This is a genomic window from Stratiformator vulcanicus (assembly GCF_007744515.1).
Lineage (GTDB): Bacteria > Planctomycetota > Planctomycetia > Planctomycetales > Planctomycetaceae > Stratiformator > Stratiformator vulcanicus.
Genome location: NZ_CP036268.1, coordinates 70,690 through 90,448 on the forward strand (window position 1 = coordinate 70,690; position 19,759 = coordinate 90,448).

The 19,759-nt window shown below is 60.8% G+C and carries 14 protein-coding genes; 5 read left to right on the forward strand and 9 right to left on the reverse strand.

Annotated elements, in window-relative coordinates; genetic code table 11:
- Window positions 1-101: 101 nt before the first annotated feature.
- The 3 genes from Pan189_RS00295 to Pan189_RS00305 form a co-directional block, all read right to left on the reverse strand.
- Window positions 102-2,960, reverse strand: a complete 2,859-nt coding sequence (locus Pan189_RS00295) for a c-type cytochrome domain-containing protein (protein ID WP_310820882.1) — start codon at window positions 2,958-2,960, stop codon at window positions 102-104.
- A gap of 133 nt (window positions 2,961-3,093) precedes the next feature.
- On the reverse strand, window positions 3,094-5,583 hold the full coding sequence (locus tag Pan189_RS00300; protein ID WP_145361980.1) for a DUF1553 domain-containing protein: 2,490 nt from the start codon (window positions 5,581-5,583) through the stop codon (window positions 3,094-3,096).
- Window positions 5,584-5,877: 294 nt separating this feature from the next.
- Window positions 5,878-7,254, reverse strand: coding sequence for a DUF1501 domain-containing protein (locus Pan189_RS00305; RefSeq protein WP_145361981.1), 1,377 nt, complete (start codon window positions 7,252-7,254; stop codon window positions 5,878-5,880).
- Between the two features lie 164 nt (window positions 7,255-7,418).
- On the opposite strand from Pan189_RS00305, the gene Pan189_RS00310 reads away from it, so the two are divergent.
- Complete coding sequence (locus tag Pan189_RS00310) at window positions 7,419-8,171, forward strand: AraC family transcriptional regulator (protein WP_145361982.1); 753 nt, start codon at window positions 7,419-7,421, stop codon at window positions 8,169-8,171.
- Window positions 8,172-8,377: 206 nt separating this feature from the next.
- Here the strand turns inward: Pan189_RS00310 and Pan189_RS00315 are convergent, their stop codons facing one another.
- On the reverse strand, window positions 8,378-8,989 hold the full coding sequence (locus Pan189_RS00315; protein ID WP_145361983.1) for a hypothetical protein: 612 nt from the start codon (window positions 8,987-8,989) through the stop codon (window positions 8,378-8,380).
- Window positions 8,990-9,138: 149 nt separating this feature from the next.
- Here Pan189_RS00315 and aspS point away from each other — a divergent pair, with 149 nt between their 5' ends.
- Window positions 9,139-10,932 carry an aspartate--tRNA ligase gene (gene aspS, locus Pan189_RS00320; RefSeq protein WP_145361984.1) on the forward strand — a complete coding sequence of 598 codons (1,794 nt, stop codon included), beginning with the start codon at window positions 9,139-9,141 and terminating at the stop codon, window positions 10,930-10,932.
- Between the two features lie 752 nt (window positions 10,933-11,684).
- On the opposite strand, the gene Pan189_RS00325 is transcribed toward aspS, so the two are convergent.
- Entirely contained in the window at window positions 11,685-12,620 is a 936-nt protein-coding gene (locus tag Pan189_RS00325; RefSeq protein WP_145361985.1) for a DnaJ C-terminal domain-containing protein, read from the reverse strand.
- Window positions 12,621-13,032: 412 nt separating this feature from the next.
- Here Pan189_RS00325 and Pan189_RS00330 point away from each other — a divergent pair, with 412 nt between their 5' ends.
- Window positions 13,033-13,662, forward strand: a complete 630-nt coding sequence (locus Pan189_RS00330; RefSeq protein WP_145361986.1) for a hypothetical protein — start codon at window positions 13,033-13,035, stop codon at window positions 13,660-13,662.
- Between the two features lie 220 nt (window positions 13,663-13,882).
- Here Pan189_RS00330 and scpB read toward each other — a convergent pair whose 3' ends face one another.
- From scpB to Pan189_RS00345, 3 genes are read right to left on the reverse strand one after another with little or no spacing between them, the layout of a single operon-like run.
- On the reverse strand, window positions 13,883-14,590 hold the full coding sequence (gene scpB, locus Pan189_RS00335) for an SMC-Scp complex subunit ScpB (RefSeq protein ID WP_310820883.1): 708 nt from the start codon (window positions 14,588-14,590) through the stop codon (window positions 13,883-13,885).
- A gap of 35 nt (window positions 14,591-14,625) precedes the next feature.
- Entirely contained in the window at window positions 14,626-15,603 is a 978-nt protein-coding gene (locus Pan189_RS00340) for an endonuclease V (protein ID WP_310820884.1), read from the reverse strand.
- 58 nt (window positions 15,604-15,661) lie between these two features.
- The gene (locus Pan189_RS00345) at window positions 15,662-16,345 is read right to left on the reverse strand and encodes an NAD(P)H-hydrate epimerase (RefSeq protein ID WP_145361989.1); all 684 of its coding nucleotides are present in this window, start codon (window positions 16,343-16,345) and stop codon (window positions 15,662-15,664) included.
- Between the two features lie 137 nt (window positions 16,346-16,482).
- On the opposite strand from Pan189_RS00345, the gene Pan189_RS00350 reads away from it, so the two are divergent.
- Together Pan189_RS00350 and Pan189_RS00355 are read left to right on the forward strand one after the other, a co-directional pair.
- Window positions 16,483-17,349, forward strand: a complete 867-nt coding sequence (locus tag Pan189_RS00350) for an SDR family NAD(P)-dependent oxidoreductase (RefSeq protein ID WP_145366055.1) — start codon at window positions 16,483-16,485, stop codon at window positions 17,347-17,349.
- 103 nt (window positions 17,350-17,452) lie between these two features.
- On the forward strand, window positions 17,453-18,382 hold the full coding sequence (locus tag Pan189_RS00355) for an alpha/beta hydrolase (RefSeq protein ID WP_145361990.1): 930 nt from the start codon (window positions 17,453-17,455) through the stop codon (window positions 18,380-18,382).
- A gap of 16 nt (window positions 18,383-18,398) precedes the next feature.
- On the opposite strand, the gene Pan189_RS00360 is transcribed toward Pan189_RS00355, so the two are convergent.
- Window positions 18,399-19,706 (reverse strand): DUF1501 domain-containing protein, encoded by a 1,308-nt coding sequence (locus tag Pan189_RS00360; protein ID WP_145361991.1) that lies wholly within the window; start codon window positions 19,704-19,706, stop codon window positions 18,399-18,401.
- Window positions 19,707-19,759: the final 53 nt, after the last annotated feature.

Sequence of the window (19,759 nt, forward strand, 5' to 3'; positions counted from 1 at the left end):
AACACGCGAGTCAAAAAGTATACATCACGCCGCGCATAGAGAGTTCGACAAAACGGCCGCCGATCAATTTCATCCGCACGAGCGCATTGGAAGTATCGCGGTTAACGATCGCGGCTCGCCAGGCGATCGTTGGGCGGCAGCACGTGCAGCATCACTGGTTGGCTGACCGGGTCGCCTCCGACTTCGGACTTCAGGTGAAACAGTCGCGAACCGGGTTGGGCCGTTTCGTCGGCCGTGATGAAGAAGTCGCGTTCGCTTGTCCCGCCCACAATCATGAGGCCGTTGAGCCCGATGTTGTCGACGATCACCCCTTTGGCCAAGTTGCGGCCCGCGTCGCCTTTGCCGAGCGGAATCCGACCTTTGAACCCGTTGCGCTCAGCCCGCACGTTCAAATGGATGGTTTCGCCGGGGCGAATTTCGAAAGCGAGCAGCCCATCGGATGCGGATGAGACGGGGGGCGTGCCGCCGGGGAGTGGTTCGATCGTGATCTTCAACCCGGGTTTGGAATCGATCTTAATGCTCGGAGCGATGCCGAAATTGCGGGTGACTTCTTCGCCGCGGATCATCGCGGTGGCGGTCCCAACGACCACGTCGCGCGATTTGTCACCGGGCTTCGGCGCGATCACCGGGATCGTCGCGGCCGCTCCTGATGCGGCAATCAATCCGAACGCTTCGGTACGGCCCGCTTCGATCACGACGGGGCTCGTTGCCGTCAGTCCGTCGGGCAGCGTGTCGACGTCGACACGAATCGGTCCGTCATAGCCGTCAATCCGTTTCGCCCGCACAACGAACTCGCGACCGCTCCCGCTACGAATCGCGAGGCTTTCTTTCTTGTCGACCCAAACTTCAAACCGGGGATTGCGCGGGCGGATGTGAAGTTTGTAATGGGCTTTTGGATCATCGATCCCGCGGACATCGCGAACGGCGGCGATGTATTCGCCGTCGGCGGGGGCGGTGAAGAACAGCCTTGAATCCTTACCGATGTCCCGCCGGGCCGCATCGTCGTTCTCGTAGTGGATCGTGAAGACCGGCAGGCCGTTGGGAATGATCTCGGCCTCCGGCGCATGCGGTTCGACCACGTAAGCCGGTTCGCCGAGGGCGTGGGCCAGCGGCGTCGTATCGAAATAGCCCCAACGCTTGCCGAATTCCGGTTCCATCTCGAAGCCGGAGTCAGGCCCGCGGGGGTGCGACCGCAGCATCGCGACTTCGCCGCTGGCGAACAGCAACTGCCCGAGCTTCATTTCCTGCCAGTTGAACAACCGGAAGTCCCCGGCCTGGTCGGCATCTTTCCCGCGGAAGGTGAAGTAGGACTCCCGGACCGCCTGCAGTTTGACCCGGGGCAGCCGTTCGCCGTCGGAGGTCAGCACTTCGATGAATGAATCGAGCGTCGATTTATTCCGCGCGGCCTCGATCTCCAGCACCCATTGCTGACCGGCTTTCGCGGTGAATCGATACAGATCGGTGTCGACTGCCGATTCCGAGTCGTTATGGATTAGGCCCGAAATGACCGCGGGCACAGTCACGGCTTGAGCCGTCGCCGCCGTCGCATTCGGCTCCTGCTCGGCCACATCGGTCGCCTCGCCGGTAATGCGGACGTAATCGGTCTCGGCCGTCGATCGGCGCGATTTCGGCGGAGCGACTTCGGGGATTTCGTACCGATCAATTTGACCATCCATGCGTCCGACGATGAACGATCGGCCGTTCGGCGTCACGGCGAGGCTCGACACGACGTCGCGGTCGGCATCGCGCCACACGTGCAGCTCCCGCACTGAGGCGGCGTCCCATAATTTGATGGTCTTGTCTTCCGATGCGGAAATCAGTCGTTGTCCGTCCGGGGTCATTTCAAGGTGTGTGATCGGCCCCTCATGGCCGAAGCGGGCGATCGTCTGCGGGTTGATCCGCGGCTTGTCGGTCGAGATAAACTTCCAGATGCGAATCTTCTTGTCGGCCCCCGCGGCGAAGACCGTCTCGCCGTCGGCACCGAATCCGCAGCCATATTCTTCATTGAGCGGCTGGCCGAGCGTGTCGAGGCGGACGCCGTCTTCGACCCGCCAGACCTTGCACGTATCGTCGGCACTCGCGCTGACGAGGAAGCGACCGTTGGGGTCGAAGGCCACATCGTAGATCGCGCCATTGTGCCCGCCGAGTGTGCGGAGTTGCTCGCCGCTGTTCACATCCCACAGAATGATCTTGCGGTCGTAGCTGCAGGTCGCGAGGACACTGCCGCTGGGCGAGAGCGTGGCGTCGTACAGAATGTCGCGGTGGCCCTTGAACTCGCGAACCAGTTCGCCCGTTTCGACATCCCACAATGCCGCGACGCCCCCGAGTCCGACGACGCCCGATGCGGTGAGCAGATGGCGGCCGTCTTTGATGAACTCGATCGATGTAACTTTGCCGGGAAACTCATCGAGTTCGACGACGGGATCACTCTCCATCGCGGAGCCGAACTCGCTCGCGTTATAGATCGCGACGGTGCCGAAGCGCGCGACGGCCAGCAGGCCGCCGTCGGGGGCGATGTCGACCGCGGTGATCGGGCGGATGTCAGCTTTGCCTTCGATCTTCGGTACGATCAGCGAGAGCCGGTCCGGCTCGACGCCCGCGGGACCCTTCGCCCCGCCGTCGATCCAGCGGGTGAGAATGGCGATTTCATTTTCGCCGGGCTTCGGCTCATCATCTGGCGGCATCGCGGGCTCGGCTTCGCCGGTGATCAGCCGCACGATCAGGCTCGACTCGGCATCCCCGGCCAGCACCGCGGGGCCGTCGGGCGTGCCTTTGAGCAGCGCGTCATAACTGTGCAGGGCGAAGTCGCCATCCGGGGCGAAATCACCGTGACAGCCGGCACAATACTTGGTGAGGATCGGCGCGACTTCGGTGTTGAAGTCGGGGGCGGCACCGTCCTCGGCGAGAGCGATCGCTCCGCATAAGATTGGGGAGACCACGAAGAGCGTTCGAAGAGGCATCAACATGCGATTCATCATATTCAAAGTTTGGATCGCGAAAGGCATTATGGAGTGGCCCGGACAACGTCCGGGCCACTCTTTTAGTCTTGTTTTTCTTCGTCACCCTTGCACGTGCTGCGGGCTTGTCACGGACTCAGTGATTGAAGATGAATTCGCGGCTTGTGAGCACGGCCCACAGAATGTCTTCCAGCACAATGCGCTCGTCGTCCGCGCCCGCGGCCGGAAGTATATCCTGAAGCTGCGTTCGTTCGCGTTCGGTCGGAAAGCGGGCCAGCGCGTTGAGATAGATTTCGTCGAGCAGGGCCCCGTCCGACATCCCGTCACTTCGCAGCTTGACGAAATCGCCGACGCAGCTTTGTTTGTTCGCGAGTTTGTCGTTGATCGTGTTGCCGTTGGACAGGTGCAGCACCTGCACCATGCTGGGCTCATCAGAGCGCTCGCACTCGCAGACGATGCGGCGTTCGTTGCGACCGAACGTGTTGAGGAAATAATTCTCGACGGCCGAATCGTGTAGCTGAATCGCGCGGGTGCCGTTCTTATAGATGTCGACGTCCTGGCGGTTGTTGCCGGGGAAGACGATCTTGTCGAACTTCGTGGGCACTTCGGTGACCCGCACGATCGCGTCGTGCAGGACCTCGGCGGTCATTCGTTTGGGGTAGTAGCGCGAGTAGAAGCGTTTGTCGTTCTTGTTGCCGGCAAGCGGTTCGCTGGACCGCTGATAGGCATTCGAGCTCAGGATCGCCCGCATTAACGACTTCAAGTCAAAGTCCTGCTCGACGAGATAACCGGCGGCGGCGTTGAGCAATTCGTCGTTCGAAGCGGGGTTGGAGACCCGCATATCGTCGACCTTTTCGACGATCCCGACACCAAAGAATTTCGCCCAGACACGGTTGGCGATCGAGCGCGAGAAATACGGATTCTCCGGCGAGACGAGCCATGCGGCGAGATGCGAGCGACGGTCGGACGTGTCGTCGATCGCCAGTGGCTCGGCGTCAAGCGGCGCCGGCGGTTGCGGGTTTCCCGTCCTCGGCTGAACGAGGTCGCCCGACTCCGACACGTAGAGCGTCCGCAGTCCGTCACCGTTGCGAGGCTCGCCGCCCCAGCCCTTGGCCTTCACCCGGGCGAACAGGTTCGCCATCGCGTAATATTGATCGTTGGTCCATTTCTCGAGCGGGTGGTTGTGGCACTTCGCGCATCCGATCGACAAACCCATGAAGGCCTGCGAGGCGTTCTCGGTCATGTCTTCGGGGGATTGATGCAGCGCGTAGAAATTCGTCGCCCCGTTTTCGTAACTGCTCCCCGTCGCGGTCAGCACCTCCCGGACGAGATCATCCCAAGCGGTGTTCTGTGCGACATGCCCGCGGAGCCAGCCGTAATAGGCCTCCAAGGCTTTCGGCCGCAGCAGCGTGCCGTTCATGAGAAAGATGTCGGACCACTGATAGGTCCAATAGTCGACGAATTCCGGGCGTTCAAGCAATTCATCGATCAGTTGCTCGCGCTTGTCTACGGAGTCATCGGCAAGAAACGTGCGGACTTCTTCCGAAGTCGGCAACAGGCCGATCGTGTCGACGTAGGCGCGCCGGATGAAGCTGGCGTCACTGCAAGGGCCGGACGCCACGAGGTTCAATCGCTCCAGTTGCCGATTCACATGCTCGTCAATGAAATTCACCGGTTCGCGGGTGTCGACAACATCGCCCGCCGATGCGACGGCTTCAAAGGGGACCGTGACGCGGGCGATGGCCAACTTGCTGGAGTACCAGGCCACAATTGCCCCCTCCCCCGGCCCGATCACCGTCACGGTGCCGTGTTCGTCGACGGAGCAAACGGCTTCATCGGAGGAAGACCAGATCACCCACTCGCTCACATCGACGGCTCGGCCGTCGGAGAAATGGGCGATGACCACAAGGTCCTGTTTCGAGCCGACTGTGTGGATCGAGCGCCCCGGCAGCACCTCGATTCGCTCGACCTCAGTATCGGCTTTCGTCGGGGGCGACGCCCCGGCCGCGATCCACTCTGAGAGAATCTGATACTCACGCGAGTCGGTTTCAAATCGCAAGCCGCCCTTATGCGGCAATGCTCCGGACGGTTTGGCGATCAACAGGCTTCGCCCCGGGTCGGCCAATTCGATCCGCCGACCGCGGTCTTGCTTGGCGATGTTGAAGTAGTCGCTCATCGGGTCGTAACCGCGGAGTGAGAGGCGGAAGCCCCCCTTCCCCGCGAGTGCCCCGTGACAGGCGCCCGAATTGCAACCGGCCTTCGAGAGCACTGGCAGCACGGCGTGACGAAACCCCCACGCCTCCGAGGAGTTCATCCCGACGACCGTCACCTCCGCAGTGACCGATCCGTTCGGAGTCTTCGCGACGATGTCGGTATTGCCGTTGGCGACCGGGTGCACGACGCCTTCGTTGGTGACCGTCGCGACCGCCGGGTTACTCGTTGACCAAGTGATGCCCTCGCGAACCTGCGCACCGATTTCCTCTCCCGATTGCCGCTGCAAAAGCAGTCGCTGCGAGGCTGCTTCGCCGTGCAGCGTTGCTTGCGGCGGAAGGATCGTCAGCGCGTCCTCCGCCAGGGCGGCCGAAGCGCAGAGCGTGAGAGCGAAGGCGATCGAGAAACTCTTCATGTCTCGTCTTCTTACATTTCTGAAACACAAGCCCGACGCGCGAGCGAGAGATTTCATGATTGATGCTTGGTCAGGGTGCCGGGGGCGTGTCGCCCCCGCATCTCGGTGTTCGTTTACTTCTTGCAATGTTCGCTGTTTTGTCCACATGCCGGCTTCGATTGGCCGATGCGCCGCATTACGCAGTCATGCTTGTTCCTGCGGGGGCGATAGGCCCCCGCCACCCATTTCATTCATTGGTAAGCCCGTCAATCCCTCGCTTGCGCGTCGGGCTAGTAATGAATGCGTCTGTCGAATCTAGAACAGCTCGTGGATCGCTTCGGCTCCGAAGTCGACGATCGGGAACGGTCGACCGGCCGGGCCGGGGAGCGTTGTGTCGAGGTCGAGGCCGAGGCTGTGAAAGATCGTGGCTACGATGTCTGCCGGCTCAACGGGCCGATCAGCCGGAACACCGCCGACAGGGTCACTCGCCCCGACGACCTGCCCGCCCTGCACGCCGCCGCCGGCGAAGTAGACGGTGAAGCACTGCGGCCAGTGGTCACGACCGCCGGCGGGATTGACCCGCGGCGTGCGGCCGAACTCCGCGAGATTGCAGACCATCGTGTCGTCGAGCATCCCGCGTTCGCTGAGGTCAGAGATCAACGCGCTATAAGCCTGATCGTACATCGGACAGACGACGTTCTTCATGCCCTCGATCGAGGTGAACGGTTTCGAGCCGTGAATGTCCCACGTAACTTCATCGAACACCGTCAGGAAGGCATTGACGGTCACGAACCGCACGCCGTTTTCAACAAGTCGGCGGGCCAGCAGGCAGCATTGACCGAAGCGGTTGCGTCCGTAGCGATCGCGGACCGAATCCGGCTCTTCCGACAGATCGAACGCTTTGCGGGCCTGCGGGCTCGACATCAGCCGGAAAGCGGCTTCGAAGTTCTCGTTCATCAAGTTCGCATTTTCGGTCGCCTCGAAGGTGGAGACCGTCTCGTCGACGATATCGCGCAGGCGCCGCCGGCGGTTGAGTCGGACCTCGCCGATCTCCTGCGGCGGGAGCAGGTCGGGCACTTTGAAGTTCGGTTTGGAAGGATCGGCGTTGAGGGCGAACGGATCGTAGCGTTTGCCGAGGAAGCCACCCGCTTGACCGTTGGGCAGGTTTCCGCCGCCGCGACCCATCTTCTCGGGCAGCACGACGAACGGCGGCAGATCCGATTTGCGACCTTTCAAATAACTCACGACCGCCCCGGCGTGAGGTGACTCGACTCCGCCGGTGAACTGTCGGCCGGTTTGAAGCATCTGCCAACCGGAGTCGTGGACCGCGGCCCCGGTGTGATGTGCCGAACGAACGAGCGAGAACTTGTCGGCGATCTTGGCGTGCTCGGGGAGAATCTCCGAGATCTCGACGCCGTCGGCGACGGTTTTGATCGGCTTGAACGGACCGCGGATTTCAGCGGGGGCCTCCGGCTTCATGTCGAACAGATCGACCTGACTGGGTGCCCCGAGGTTGAAGATCATGATGCACGAGTTGTTGTCGTGCCCGTCTTTCACCTTCCCTTGGGCCTGTGCGGCCATCAAATGCGGCAGCGACAGGCCGATGGCCCCGAGCGTGCCGACTTGCAGAAAATCGCGGCGTGTGGTGCCGTTACAATTGTGAGTGGAGCCGCGTCCGGTGAAACTGAGCATGGCAAAGGCCGTTTCGGCTGACTGATGGCATGGAGCAGGCGCGAGCGATCCTCACGCGATGGCGAACTGCGATCGCGGGAACGCATCAGCGTATGCCAATAATCTAGTCGCCGACGGCCTGTTTCGCCTAGTAGCAATTCGTCATTTTCTTGTAAAAATCGCGCATGCAAATTGCCGTCGATCCGGTCGAGCAGATATCGGCCGAGCTCTCCGTCGCGTTGCAACTGGCCGAATTGTTCGATCAACTGCACGACACCGTCTTCTTCGCCAAAGACCGCGAGGGCCGCTTCATCCACGTGAACCTCGCATTCCTCACAATGCGTGGGCTTTCCGATCACTCGGAGGTCGTGGGGAAGACCGATCTCGACCTGCATCCGCGGTACCTCGCCGAGCAGTATATTGAAGAGGATCGGCAGATCATGGCGTCGGGTAAGCCCCTGCCCAATCAGACATGGCTCGTCCCCGACAGTCGCGGCGACCTGAAGTGGTATCTTTCCTGCAAGACGCCATTGCTGAATTCCGCCGGCGAAGTCATCGGGATCGCCGGCAAAATGCGAGACGTGCAGAAGTTCTACACGCAATCGCAGCCCTACGGGGCGATGGATGGCGTCCTGCAATACGTGCTGACGCACTACCCCGAGCGAATCGAGGTTCCCCAACTTGCCAAGCAGGTTCACCTGTCGGTCAGCCAATTCGGGCGGCGTTTCCAAGAGCTATACAGCATTACGCCCCAGCAATACATCCTCCGCGTGAGGATCAACGCAGCCACGCAGGCGCTCACGGCGACCGATCTGACGATCGGCGAAATCGCCCAAAACTGCGGCTTCTTCGACCAAAGCCACTTCACAAAGCAGTTCAAACGCGAAACCGGAACCACTCCGCTGACCTTCCGGCGTAAATATCGGGAAGATGGGTGACGTCGGTGATCGAGTTGGTGCCCGCAAGTCCGTTGAACTGAGTCAAATAGACTAACGTAGACAAGCCGCGCACGAAGTAAGCGGATATCGCGCGGGTTGATCCGCTACTTCGTGCGCGGCTTGTCGAGCGTCGAAATAGCACGCGCTTCGCAACACGGACGACGTGCGTGCCACTCTTCAACGCAGAGTGACGGTCACCAATGGCCCTACAAGGTCGGGCCTTCGATCGCCAGAATGCGAGCCGACTTGTTGACCTGGTTGGTCGCGGTGACGTAGACGCGGATGTTGAAGCCCATGGCCAGCCCGGTCCACGTATACGTGTAAACGTTCGCGGCCGAATGCAGCCGACGTTGCACCAGCGGATAGCTCTTCATGTCCTCGACCTTCAACATCGGGTTGCCGGTTTGAAGGTCTTTGAGGGCTGACACGTTGGCTCGGCCACGTTCGCCGAGTTTTTCTTTCCAAGCGATCGCCGTCGCTTTGGCTTCTAGCCAAGCGGAGCGCTCGGTGTAAACGAGGCCGCACACGATTGCGAGAATCGGCCAGATCGCCAGTCGCAGGCCCCATCGCTTCCAGAACGGCTTGCGGTCGAACAGCGATTCGTCGAAATCGTCGCTGTCGTCTTCGGCCATGCCGCGCATCCGGTCGCGGAGCGACGACATCATGTCGTCTTCCATCGTGGAAGACGATGGCTGGTCTGTTGATTGAGAGTCGTTCATGACGGGATCATGCGCAAATTCCCGCTCGCATCCAAGATCCTTCATCAGAAGTTCATCGAATAGTTGAGCCGGGCGGATCGCCGAGCGCTGCCGTGCCATCAAATTCGCGATCGTTGCGACTCGAACCGTCTGACCTTATTATGCGGCGACCTGCCGGAGGCACCGCCTTCGGCTCTTTTTCTAGCGACTCCTCGGCAGGTATTGGCCGAATTTCTCGCTCCCTGCTCCTCGCTCCTGACTCTTCGACTATGCTTCGGACCCATACCTGCGGCGACCTGCGCAAAGATCACGTCGGCGAATCGACCACGCTGTGCGGGTGGGTCCAGAATTATCGCGACCACGGCGGACTTGTCTTCATCGATCTGCGAGACCGCTACGGGCTGACGCAAGTCGTCTTCAATCCTGACTTTGACCCCGAAATGCATGCCGTCGCTCGTGATCTGCGGGCCGAAGACGTCATTCAGGTCACGGGGGAAGTGATCGCCCGCGGCGTCGACGGTAAAGGCAAATCGCTGGAGAACCCGAAGCTCCCGACCGGCCAGATCGAAGTCCGTGCGCGGGAACTGAGCGTCCTCAACAAATCGAAGACGCCCCCCTTCGAGCCGAACTCGCAGAACCTGCCGAACGAGGAACTCCGGCTCAAATATCGCTTCATCGACCTGCGTCGCAAGCCGCTGCAAGACGCCATGGTGATGAAGCATCGCCTGATGCAGATCACGCGAAACTACTTCGACATCAAGGGCTTTCTGGAGATCGAGACCCCGATCCTCGGCAAGAGCACGCCGGAGGGAGCCCGCGACTATCTCGTCCCCAGCCGGATTCACGAAGGCGCCTTCTATGCCCTGCCCCAAAGCCCACAGATCTACAAGCAAATTTTGATGGTCGCCGGCTACGACCGGTACTATCAGATCGCCCGCTGCTTTCGAGACGAAGACCTCCGCGCTGATCGCCAGCCGGAGTTCACGCAGGTCGACATCGAGATGGCGTTCGTCGAACGCGAAGACGTTCTGACCACGATCGACGGTTTGATCGCCGCGTACTACGAAGCGTTTAAGGGCAAAGAACTGCCGACTCCCCTGCCCCGTTTCAGTCACGCCGAGGTCATGGAACGCTTCGGCACCGACAAGCCCGACATGCGATTCGGCATGGAACTGGTCGATGTCAAAGAGATCGCGGCCGAATGCGGCTTCGGGGTCTTTAAAGGCACGATCGACAACGGCGGCCGCGTCCGCGGAATCAATGCCAAGGGCGCCGCCGGCAAGTACAGCCGCAAAGACATCGACGGCCTGACCGAGTTCGTTAAAGGCTACGGGGCCAAGGGTCTCGCCTTCTTCCGGGTGAAGGAAGAGGAGGGCAAATTACAGCTCGACTCCCCCATTGCCAAGTTCTTCGAGCCGGAACATCAGGCGGCGATCATCGAGAAGCTGGGCGGCGAAGCGGGCGACCTGCTGTTCTTCGTGGCCGACAAAGCCCCGGTCACGAGTGCCGCGCTGGCCGCACTGAGGAACCGTCTGGGCAAGGAATTGGAGCTTTACGGTCCCGATGACTTCGATTGCCATTGGGTCCTCGACTTCCCGCTCGTCGTGTGGGATGAAGAGGAGAATCGCTGGGAGGCCGAGCACCACCCGTTCTGCATGGTTCACCCGGACGACGCCGACCTAATGGCGACCGATCCGGGCAAGGTCCGAGCGGCCTCCTATGACCTCGTCTGCAACGGCTACGAAGCGGCCTCGGGCAGCGTGCGTATTCACGACCCGAAGGTCCAGCAGCAGGTGTTCGACCTGATCGGCATGTCGGCCGAAGAAGCGGAGAAGCGATTCGACTTCCTGTTGGAAGCACTCCGCTACGGCGCTCCGCCCCACGCCGGCATCGCGCTGGGCCTGGACCGCTGGGTCATGATGTTCGGCGACATCCCCAACATCCGCGACGTGATCGCCTTCCCGAAAACGCAAAAGGCCTCCGACCTGATGAGCGGCGCCCCCGGCGAGGTCGACACCAAACAGCTTAAAGAACTGCACATCAAGGTCGACGCGTCGAAGTGATCAAATTAACTCCCCTCTCCTCTCGGGAGAGGGGCCGGGGGTGAGGGGACTGGGCGACGGTAAAATTAATAGCCGCGCTCAAGATAGCGATAGCAAGATGCGACTCTCGCTTTCTTTCTTGCCACACTGGAAGTTGAAGAGTGGCCCGGACAACGTCCGGGTCGCGTCGCGACCAGAGCATTCAGGCAGAGCTTGGCCCGACGAATCGGCATCGAATGCTAAATGTGATCGATAGCTGAATGCTCTGGCGGCTGCGCCGCACGGACGTCGCCCGTGCCACTCGCTATGGAATCGCTTCTTGGGCAAGGGTGAAGAGCAAACAACGATGGCGTTTAGCAACCGCCCCACCCTCCCCTCATCCGGCCTTCGGCCACCTTCTCCCGAGAGGAGAAGGCCCGCGATTGCTGCCGCAGGCACGAAGTGCCCCCTCTCCTCTCGGGAGAGGGCTGGGGTGAGGGGCCCACGGCGGCGCTGGATTTCATAGCCGCGCTCTTAATACCGGAAGCGATTTTAAGTCTCGGCTTTATCGATTACTCTTGCCCGCACCATGTATTCAAGAGTGGCCCGGACACCGTCCGGGTCGCGTCGCGACCAGAGCATTCAGGCAGAGGTTCCCCTACCAATCCGGCACCGAATGTTACATGCGATCAGTAGCTATATGCTCTGGCGGCTGCGCCGCACGGACGTTGTCCGTGCCACGCGAAGTCGAATTAAGCTGAGAATATTGATCGGGCTTCGCTCAGCTTTCGTTTTCACTGCCACAGGTTTTCTCGCGGGTCCGTCTCCAACCCTTTTAATTCTTCATACAACTTTCGATGGTCGTCTGTCGGGTCTTCCGGCACGACGATTTTCACCACGACGAATTGGTCGCCGCGGTTTTTGGTTTTTGGGTCGATCACGCCTTTGCCGCGGAGTCTTAATTTCTTGCCGCTCGAAGTTCCGGGCGGGATGGTGAGCATGAGCGTGCCCTCCGAGAGCGTCGGGACTTCGACTTTGGCTCCGAGGACCGCTTCGGACGGCGTGACGGGGACGTCGACCAGCAGGTTCGAGCCTTCGCGGCGGAAGTGCGGATGGGCGGCGATGTGAATTGTAATAAGCAGGTCACCGGCTGGTCCGCCGCTGTAGCCCGGTTGGCCCTGTCCGGCGAGGCGGATCGTGCCGCCCTCTTTGATGCCTGCCGGGACTTTGATCGAGATCGATTCCGGTTTTCCGTCGCGATCGATCCGCAGGTCGTGCTTTCCCCCCTCGGCGGCCACGGTGAATGGCACGGTGATCTCCGCCCGCGCATCCGCACCGCGTGCCTGGCGAGGTCGGGCAGCGCGGGGACCGCGGGCGCTGGAGGCCCCGCCGCCGAAGGCTCCGCCGAACAGGTCGCCCAGATCGAAGCCCTCCCCAAAGATGTCGTTCAGATCAGGCTGCCCGCCGCCCCCGGGATGGCGATACTGTCCGCCGCCTCCACCCGGCGCTCCCTGAAAGGCGTGGCCGTAGCGATCGTACTGGGTGCGCTTTTCGGCGCTGCCCAGCACGCTGTAGGCCTCCTGAATCTCTTTGAAGCGTTTCGCGGCGGCCTTATCGTCCGGCTTGACGTCGGGGTGATTTTCGCGGGCCAGCTTGCGATAGGCCTTGCGGATTTCATCCGCCGAGGCTTCGCGGGAGACGCCGAGCGTCTTGTAATAGTCTTCAGCCATATTTGATCTGTCGAGGAGGCAGCAAAAAGCACGAGCGACAATTGTAGTTGCGGAAGCGCCGGCGTGAAGGAAGGAGAGTGTTTCGGCGTGAGATGTGAGGGTTGAGGGTGAGAGGTGTGTGACTTTCGGGCCGGAATTCGATTCTGGTGGTCGCGAACCTGCTTGTGACTACCCGTGGCGGCTTGGGGCATCAGGGGAATCGGTAGCGATCAGGTCGTCACTGACTGCCGTGACGGGCGTGCCGGGATGTTTCGAGAAGAAAACATCGGTTCCCGGCGATTTGCCTCAATATTCGTTGTGTTTGCCGTCCATCGATCGCAGCATGGGACCAACTGCGGCCAAATCGAAACGACGCGGTCGCAGCTTGAACGGCATCCTGAGAACACATTCATTTACGAGTATCGCCCGGCCCATGTTGACGATCTCGAACGACCAACTCCCGCAAACGTGCCTGAGCTATCTGGCCTTCCGCATTGCGTTCAAAGACACGCTCGAACGCTTGTCGCTGGCGGATCAGATGTGGAGCGATCCGCACGAATGCTTCGGCTTTCTGACCGAGGTGCCGTTTCTGCAGGCCGTCCCGTCGCACGTCCAGATCGATCTGCTGGCGCGGACGTGGGCCAAGCACCTAGCGACCGACCCGATGGAAGCCGATCTGGTCGATGAAGCCGTCATTTACGCGGCGTGCGAATCGGCGGCAGCCATTGTGGAACGCGACCCCGCGTCGGTCCATCGCTTTCTGGACGGGGGGCCGCTCGATGTGACGGTGCCGCTCGATCAATTCCTGGCGACTGAACTGCGAGCCCTGCACCTCAATTTGGCGAGCGAAGGGGACTTCCTGCTGATCAGCCAATTCGAGGACATGCACCCCGACGAGGGGGCGAAGCTCAAAGCGAAGTTCGGTCTTGAACAGGAACGGCTCGAACCGCTGTTCGACGTGCTCGGACTGTGGTCGATTTCGCCGGAATTCCTCGGAAACCTCGCGGGATTGCTGACCGGTCGCGAAATTCTGTCGACCGTCAAGATTCTCGGCGTGAAGTGAGTTCAGATTCGAGGGCTGAGAGTCGAGAGTCGTCGGGTGGCCGGGGACGGCGCTTTCGCCGCCCCCGGAAGGCGCACTCTTGGACTCTCGAACTCGCGACTACTTTAAGAGGTTGTTGCCGAAGAAGAGATCACTGTGGGCGTCGTAAAGACGTCGTCCACAGCCACCCTTCGAAGTTTCTGGCTCGTGCGAACTGAACCACTAACTGTTCGGGCTGCTCTTATTTGAATCTCAGGTTTTCGATCTGCGGCATGTCGTCGAGGTCGGCCAGACCGAATACCTCCAGAAACCGGTCGGTCGTGGCGTAGGTGGCGGGCTGCTTCGACTCCTTACTTCGCTCAACGTGGAGCAAGCCCCGGCGGACGAGGTTATTCAAAATCGGCCCTGCATTGCCATCACGCATGCCTTCGATGTCTTCCCGGGTGACCGGCTGGCGATAGGCGACCAGCGACAGCACCTCAAGCGTTTCGGGGGTCAGCCTGACGTCCCGCGGGCCCAGACCGAACACCCGCGCTCGGACCGCTTCGAATTCGGAGCGCAGCGTAAATCGGTATCCGCCCTCACCGAACGTGATCTCGTAGGGTCGTCCTTCATTTCGGTATCGTTCGTCGATTTCGGCGACCATTCGCTCGATCGACTCAGCCGAGTATTCGTCGCCCAGCAATTCGCGAAGGCGCTTCAGCGTGAGGTCGATGCCGCCCACGAAGAGCGCCGCCTCGATGACCTGGCGTGCCTGCACCCGAGGAGCGCTTTGGGGGACCTGCGGCGCTGTCTCGTCCGCTTCGGGTTCGGCAGCGTCGGGCGACGTTCCGAGATCGGCTTCATCGATCACATTGAGGGCACGGCGATACGCCGATTCGATGTCGTCCTCGAATCCGAGTTCGATCGATTCCTCATCAGGGTCGATGTCCAAATCTGCGTCAGCCATGGCCGGGCTATCGTATGTCGCGTCGAGGTTCATACTCAAGACGAGCTTTCGCGGGCGACTTTGCGGCTGAGGCGATCGGCGAGATAGAGCGGCTCCGGGAGCCGATGTCCTCGAAAAAACTTACGGACGACGGCGGTCGCATCCGCAAGATCGCAGCAATGTCCGGGTGAGACATACAGCGGCTTCGAGGCGGGCGTCGGTTTGACGATTCGACCGATTTCGCCCTCCGCATCGGTGATGGTGCCTTCACTGCCGACCTTCCCGCAGAGCAATTTCTTACCGACCCCGACGGTCGGGTGATCGAGCACGACGCCGAGTTGAGACGCGACGCCGCAGCGTCGCGGATGGAGAATGCCGTTTCCGTCAACCAATAGCAGCGGAGCAAGATCGCCGCGCTGCCGAGCTTTCTTGATCGCGGCCAGATGGGCCGGGATCTCGCGAAACGCGAGGTAGCCGGTGATGTAGGGGAGCGGCGCGGGAACTTTCGCCGTGACCACGCACAAAGGTTCGGAAGAATCGGCAGCCATCTCGACGTAAGCAGCGACCGCGGTGCCGTCCGATTGATACGAGACGTCGATCCCCGCAACGACATCGGGCATCTCGGGCATTGATTCGATGCTTACCTTCGGGCGGACCAGTTCCTGTTGCCTCGCCAACTGCCGCAGCGGCTGCGCCGAGGCGAAATCGCGAAACCGGCATTCGTCGAGTCGGACCCGATTGTCCCGCATCGGCACGCCGGCGGAACGCAATTGCTCAATTCGCTGCGCGGGATCGGTTCCTCCGGCCGGGCTGATTTCTCCGGTTTGCCGCACGACTCTTCGCGACTCGGGCAGTTCGGTAGGCGATGGTTCGGGCAGTGCGCTCGCGATCCATTTCGCCGCTTTGATATCGCCAAGAGCCCGCGCGAGGTCACCGAAGGTCGTGACTTGGCCGGGCGGAATCTGGCGAAGCAGCTTAGCCAATTCCGCTTTTAAATCGGGCGGTTCGTGGAATTGAGGCGAGGAGGTCGTCACAGATTTTGGTCGAGGCGAGAGCAAGCGAGGAAACCCATTTCCGCCCCTGTTTGAGGTATCAGGCCGAGGAGCGGATCCGGTCGATAATCATGTGCGGGGCACCAATATCGATTACATGGACTTCGCCGGTCAATTCGCGAGCCGCTTCGTTTCGGAATCCGAGCTTCTCGGCCACGAACGTCGCCGTGACGTCCGCACGAACCGTCGTTCCCAGCGGCTGCCCCGAGTCGCAATCGAGTCCTGACGGGATGTCGACGGCAAACACGTTAGCCCGGCTCGCATTGATCGCGGCGTGAATCGCCGGGAACGGTTCGCGGAGTTCGCCGCTGGTTCCGGTTCCCAGCAACGCATCAACGATCCAGTCGGCCCCACCCAAGGCCTCGGCGATCTCGGCAGTCGGTTGGTTGGAGTCGAAGATGCAGATGTCGGCGTCCATGCGGCGGGCAATTTCGTAATTCACCTTTGCATCACCGGCGAGACCGGAGGGGTCGGCGAATACGAGCAGCCGAATGTCGTACCCCTGATTGAGCAAATGCCGGGCAATCACGAAGCCGTCACCACCGTTGTTCCCCTTGCCGCAGCAAATGGTCACGGTGCCGCCGGAGAGTTTCGATCGAAGTAGCTCGGCGCAATTTCGGCCCGCGTTCTCCATGAGCACGAGTCCGGGCATGCCGAAATCTTCGATCGCGATGCGATCGACCTCGCGGACCTGTTCACGAGTGAGTGGTTGGCTCTTACGCATTGGTGACCGCCTTTGCGAAGGAGTGCGATTTGGTCAAGTCATCCGATTCCGAGGTCCGCCCCTGTTCTATCGGTGCCCTCGCGGTGATACCATGGGAACCGCCGAGACTGAACTGCGTTGCCGAATCGGGGTGCGGCTTGATTGAAGAATACGCAGACCGCTGGGCCGTCGTGACCGGTGCGTCATCAGGAATTGGGGCCGAGTACGCGCGCGTGCTCGCCTCACGCGGGATGCACGTGATCCTGGTCGCTCGGCGGAAAGAGCGGCTCAAAGAACTTGCCGCCGAGTTGTTCGATAAACACGGCACCCGAACCGAAGTTATTTCAGCCGACCTCTCCCAAAGTGAGGAAGTCGGGCGACTGTTTCGAGAGATCGAGCAGCTTGACGTTCCGGTCGAAATTCTGGTCAACAACGCGGGGTTCGGTGTTGTAGCCGACATCCCAAATACGTCTCGCGAAGACGTGCTCGACCTGATCCGAGTCAATATTTCGGCGCTCACGGATCTCACCTATCGGTTTCTGCCCTCCATGATTGAACGGCGACACGGGGCGATTCTCAATATCGCCAGCGTCGCCGGCTTTCAGCCGGTCGCCTATATGGGAGCGTACGCGGCCAGTAAGTCGTACGTTCTGCATTTCAGTGAAGCCCTGTGGGCGGAGACGCGCGACCACAACGTGACGGTCATCGCGGTTTGCCCCGGTCCGACCCGAACGGAATTCTTTGACGTCGCCGGGGTCTCCGGCTGGCTCAAGAAACAGTCGGCTCAAACGCCGGAGCAGGTGGTGAAGTCTTCGCTGAAGGCCGCCGAGCGCAACCGCCAGTTTGTGATTACCGGTTGGCGAAATCGGCTGCTCTCGCTGCTTGTCCGGATGGCGCCCCGCAAGATCGCCGTGCTGGAGAGCCGGAAATATTTCCGGCCGAAACCGCGAAACGCATCCTCATCGCACGCGGTATCAACGGACGAGATCGCCAAGGACTCAGAATCTTCGGCGAAATCGGCCTGAGAGCGGGCTCGCTTTCGAGTACCCCTCTCGGCTTTCGCCGAACTGTCGCGATCGGGTCGGGGTCTTCCCCTCTTGAGTTTCGTGGTCCTCGAAGGATTGCCCCGTGCGTTCGAATGCCCACAATCTGCGAAGGATCGCGTTTCGGATTGCGCGAACCATCGGATTCGGATATCTCGCGATTGTGGTGATGTTTGCGTATTTCCAGCGGGCGTTGATGTATCCCGCACTACAGGTCGAACGGCTCGCCGCCCAAGCGGTCGACCACGAATTCGATTCGCTCAGCGACGTCACGCAGGAAACGTCGGATGGCTTAACGCTGCACGGTTGGCACGCCAAGCCGAGTCGGCCCGAGGGGGCTTCCGAAAGTGACCCGCAGCGACGTGCGATTTTGTTCTTTCACGGCAACGGCGGCCATCGGGGCCATCGCCTGTGGGAGTATCACCTGTTCGCCAAGTTCGGCTGGGAAACGATCGTTTTCGATTACCGGGGTTACGGCGAAAACGCAGGCAGCCCGAGCGAAGACGGACTCGTTGCCGATGCCAAGGCGGCTTGGAAATACGCCACCGAGGTGGCCGGGCTGAAACCATCCAATATCGTTCTGTTCGGTGAGTCACTCGGAGGGGGAGTGGCGATTCGGCTGGCGGCAGATTTATTCGAAGCGAAAACTCCGCCCGCCGCTCTGGTCGTGCGATCGACCTTCCGCACCATGACCGATGCGGCGGTCCATCGCTTTCCTTGGCTGCCCGTCCGGCTGCTCCTGCTCGACCGCTATGAATCGATCGGACTCGCTCAACAAATTGAGTGCCCGGTCCTCGTCTTTCACGGCGATCGTGACACGGTCATCCCGATCGATCACGCCCGCGACCTGTTCGACTCGTTTCCGGAGGAATCGGATTCCGGCGTGCCGCGACAGTTCGTGTTGCTCGACGGGGCTGATCACAACAATTACGCCGATGTCGCCGGGGTCGAGTTTCAACGAGAATTGAAGGCATTCCTCGATAAGGTCATCAGTACCGAGGAACGCGATCCTTAACGCATTGGTTGACGACTCAGGAGAAGAGTTCATTCACCGGAGCGCCACCCTCGACGATTTTCATCGGCCGGCCGAGCGGGCTCATCGTTTCGGAGTGCATATCGACTTCGAGAGCCTTGCACACTGAGTGGAACAGATCAGGAACCGTGACGGGGCGATCGGTGACGTTGTCGCCCCCCGCGGAGGTCGCGCCGATGACCTGCCCGCCTTGAACACCGCATCCGGCCAAGGCCGCATTGAAGGCTCGGGGAAAGTGATCCCGTCCGGCTCGCGCGTTAATTCGCGGCGTCCGGCCGAACTCGCCCGCCCAGACAATCAGCGTGTCATCAAGCAGGCCCCGGTCCTTCAGATCGGCGATTAACGTGGCGAAAGCCGGGTCACACTGTCCCGAAAGCGTGGCGCACTCTTCGGAATTGTCGCTGTGCGTGTCCCAGTTGCCGAGATTGACCTCCACGTACGTCACGCCCGACTCAACAAGTCGGCGGGCCAGTAGGCAGCCCCGACCAAAATCGGTGTCACCGTAGCGGTCCTTCAGTGACTGCGGCTCATTGGCAAGATCGAACGCTTTCAACTCGGGGCTGAGGACGAGATCGGCCGCCTTGGCGTAGATATCACCGTGATCTTTGACGGTCTGGGCCGCACCTCGCTTGGCGAACTCACCATCAAGTTGCGACAGCAGCGACCTGCGTCGAATGAATCGATCGGGCGACGTCGGGAGGGCGACGTTTTGCGGGAGCTCGCCGGCTTGCGCGACGCGAAACGGCTCATATTCGACGCCGAGGAAACCCGGTCCGGTTCCGGTCGTCCCGCCGCCGAGCCGTCCGCCGCCGATCGAAACGATGGAAGGCAAATCAAAATCGTCCGGGGCAATGCGATGGGCGATATTCGCGCCGAGGCTTGGGTGCTTCACGCTGCCCGAAGGCACGTATCCCGTATGCATTTGGTAGGTCGCCCGCTGATGGTTGCCTTCCTTATTGGTCATCGAGCGAATCAGCGCGATGTCGTTCATCGCTTTGGCTGTTTCGGTCCATGTCGAGGCGATCTCAATACCCGGAACGCTAGTGCGGATGGCTTCAGTGCCTCCGCCGTTTTCATGATCGGGCTTGGGGGAAAAGGTCTCAAACTGGCTCGGCGCGCCCTGCATCCACAGCAGGATCATCGACTTGTGCTTCCGCTTTAATTCGGATGCGTGTGTCGTCGCGAGGTTATGAAACCCGAGGGCACCCGAAGCAAGGGCGGTCGCCGAGGCCGTCCGCAGGAAAGAGCGACGGGAAAAGTCTCGACCGAGCGGGCTGAACGAGTGATGCAGGAATGATTTGGTCATGATTAGATCCCGATAAAATATTTCTATGAAAAATTCTGTCTTGATGACCAAGG

Excerpts from the sequence above, each read along its gene's own strand:
- Pan189_RS00295 (WP_310820882.1), bottom strand. The coding sequence starts at position 2,960 with ATGCCTCTTCGAACGCTCTTCGTGGTCTCCCCAATCTTATGCGGAGCG.
- Pan189_RS00300 (WP_145361980.1), bottom strand. The coding sequence starts at position 5,583 with ATGAAGAGTTTCTCGATCGCCTTCGCTCTCACGCTCTGCGCTTCGGCC.
- Pan189_RS00305 (WP_145361981.1), bottom strand. The coding sequence starts at position 7,254 with ATGCTCAGTTTCACCGGACGCGGCTCCACTCACAATTGTAACGGCACC.
- Pan189_RS00310 (WP_145361982.1), top strand. The coding sequence starts at position 7,419 with ATGCAAATTGCCGTCGATCCGGTCGAGCAGATATCGGCCGAGCTCTCC.
- Pan189_RS00315 (WP_145361983.1), bottom strand. The coding sequence starts at position 8,989 with ATGGCACGGCAGCGCTCGGCGATCCGCCCGGCTCAACTATTCGATGAA.
- aspS (WP_145361984.1), top strand. The coding sequence starts at position 9,139 with ATGCTTCGGACCCATACCTGCGGCGACCTGCGCAAAGATCACGTCGGC.
- Pan189_RS00325 (WP_145361985.1), bottom strand. The coding sequence starts at position 12,620 with ATGGCTGAAGACTATTACAAGACGCTCGGCGTCTCCCGCGAAGCCTCG.
- Pan189_RS00330 (WP_145361986.1), top strand. The coding sequence starts at position 13,033 with ATGTTGACGATCTCGAACGACCAACTCCCGCAAACGTGCCTGAGCTAT.
- scpB (WP_310820883.1), bottom strand. The coding sequence starts at position 14,590 with ATGGCTGACGCAGATTTGGACATCGACCCTGATGAGGAATCGATCGAA.
- Pan189_RS00345 (WP_145361989.1), bottom strand. The coding sequence starts at position 16,345 with ATGCGTAAGAGCCAACCACTCACTCGTGAACAGGTCCGCGAGGTCGAT.
- Pan189_RS00360 (WP_145361991.1), bottom strand. The coding sequence starts at position 19,706 with ATGACCAAATCATTCCTGCATCACTCGTTCAGCCCGCTCGGTCGAGAC.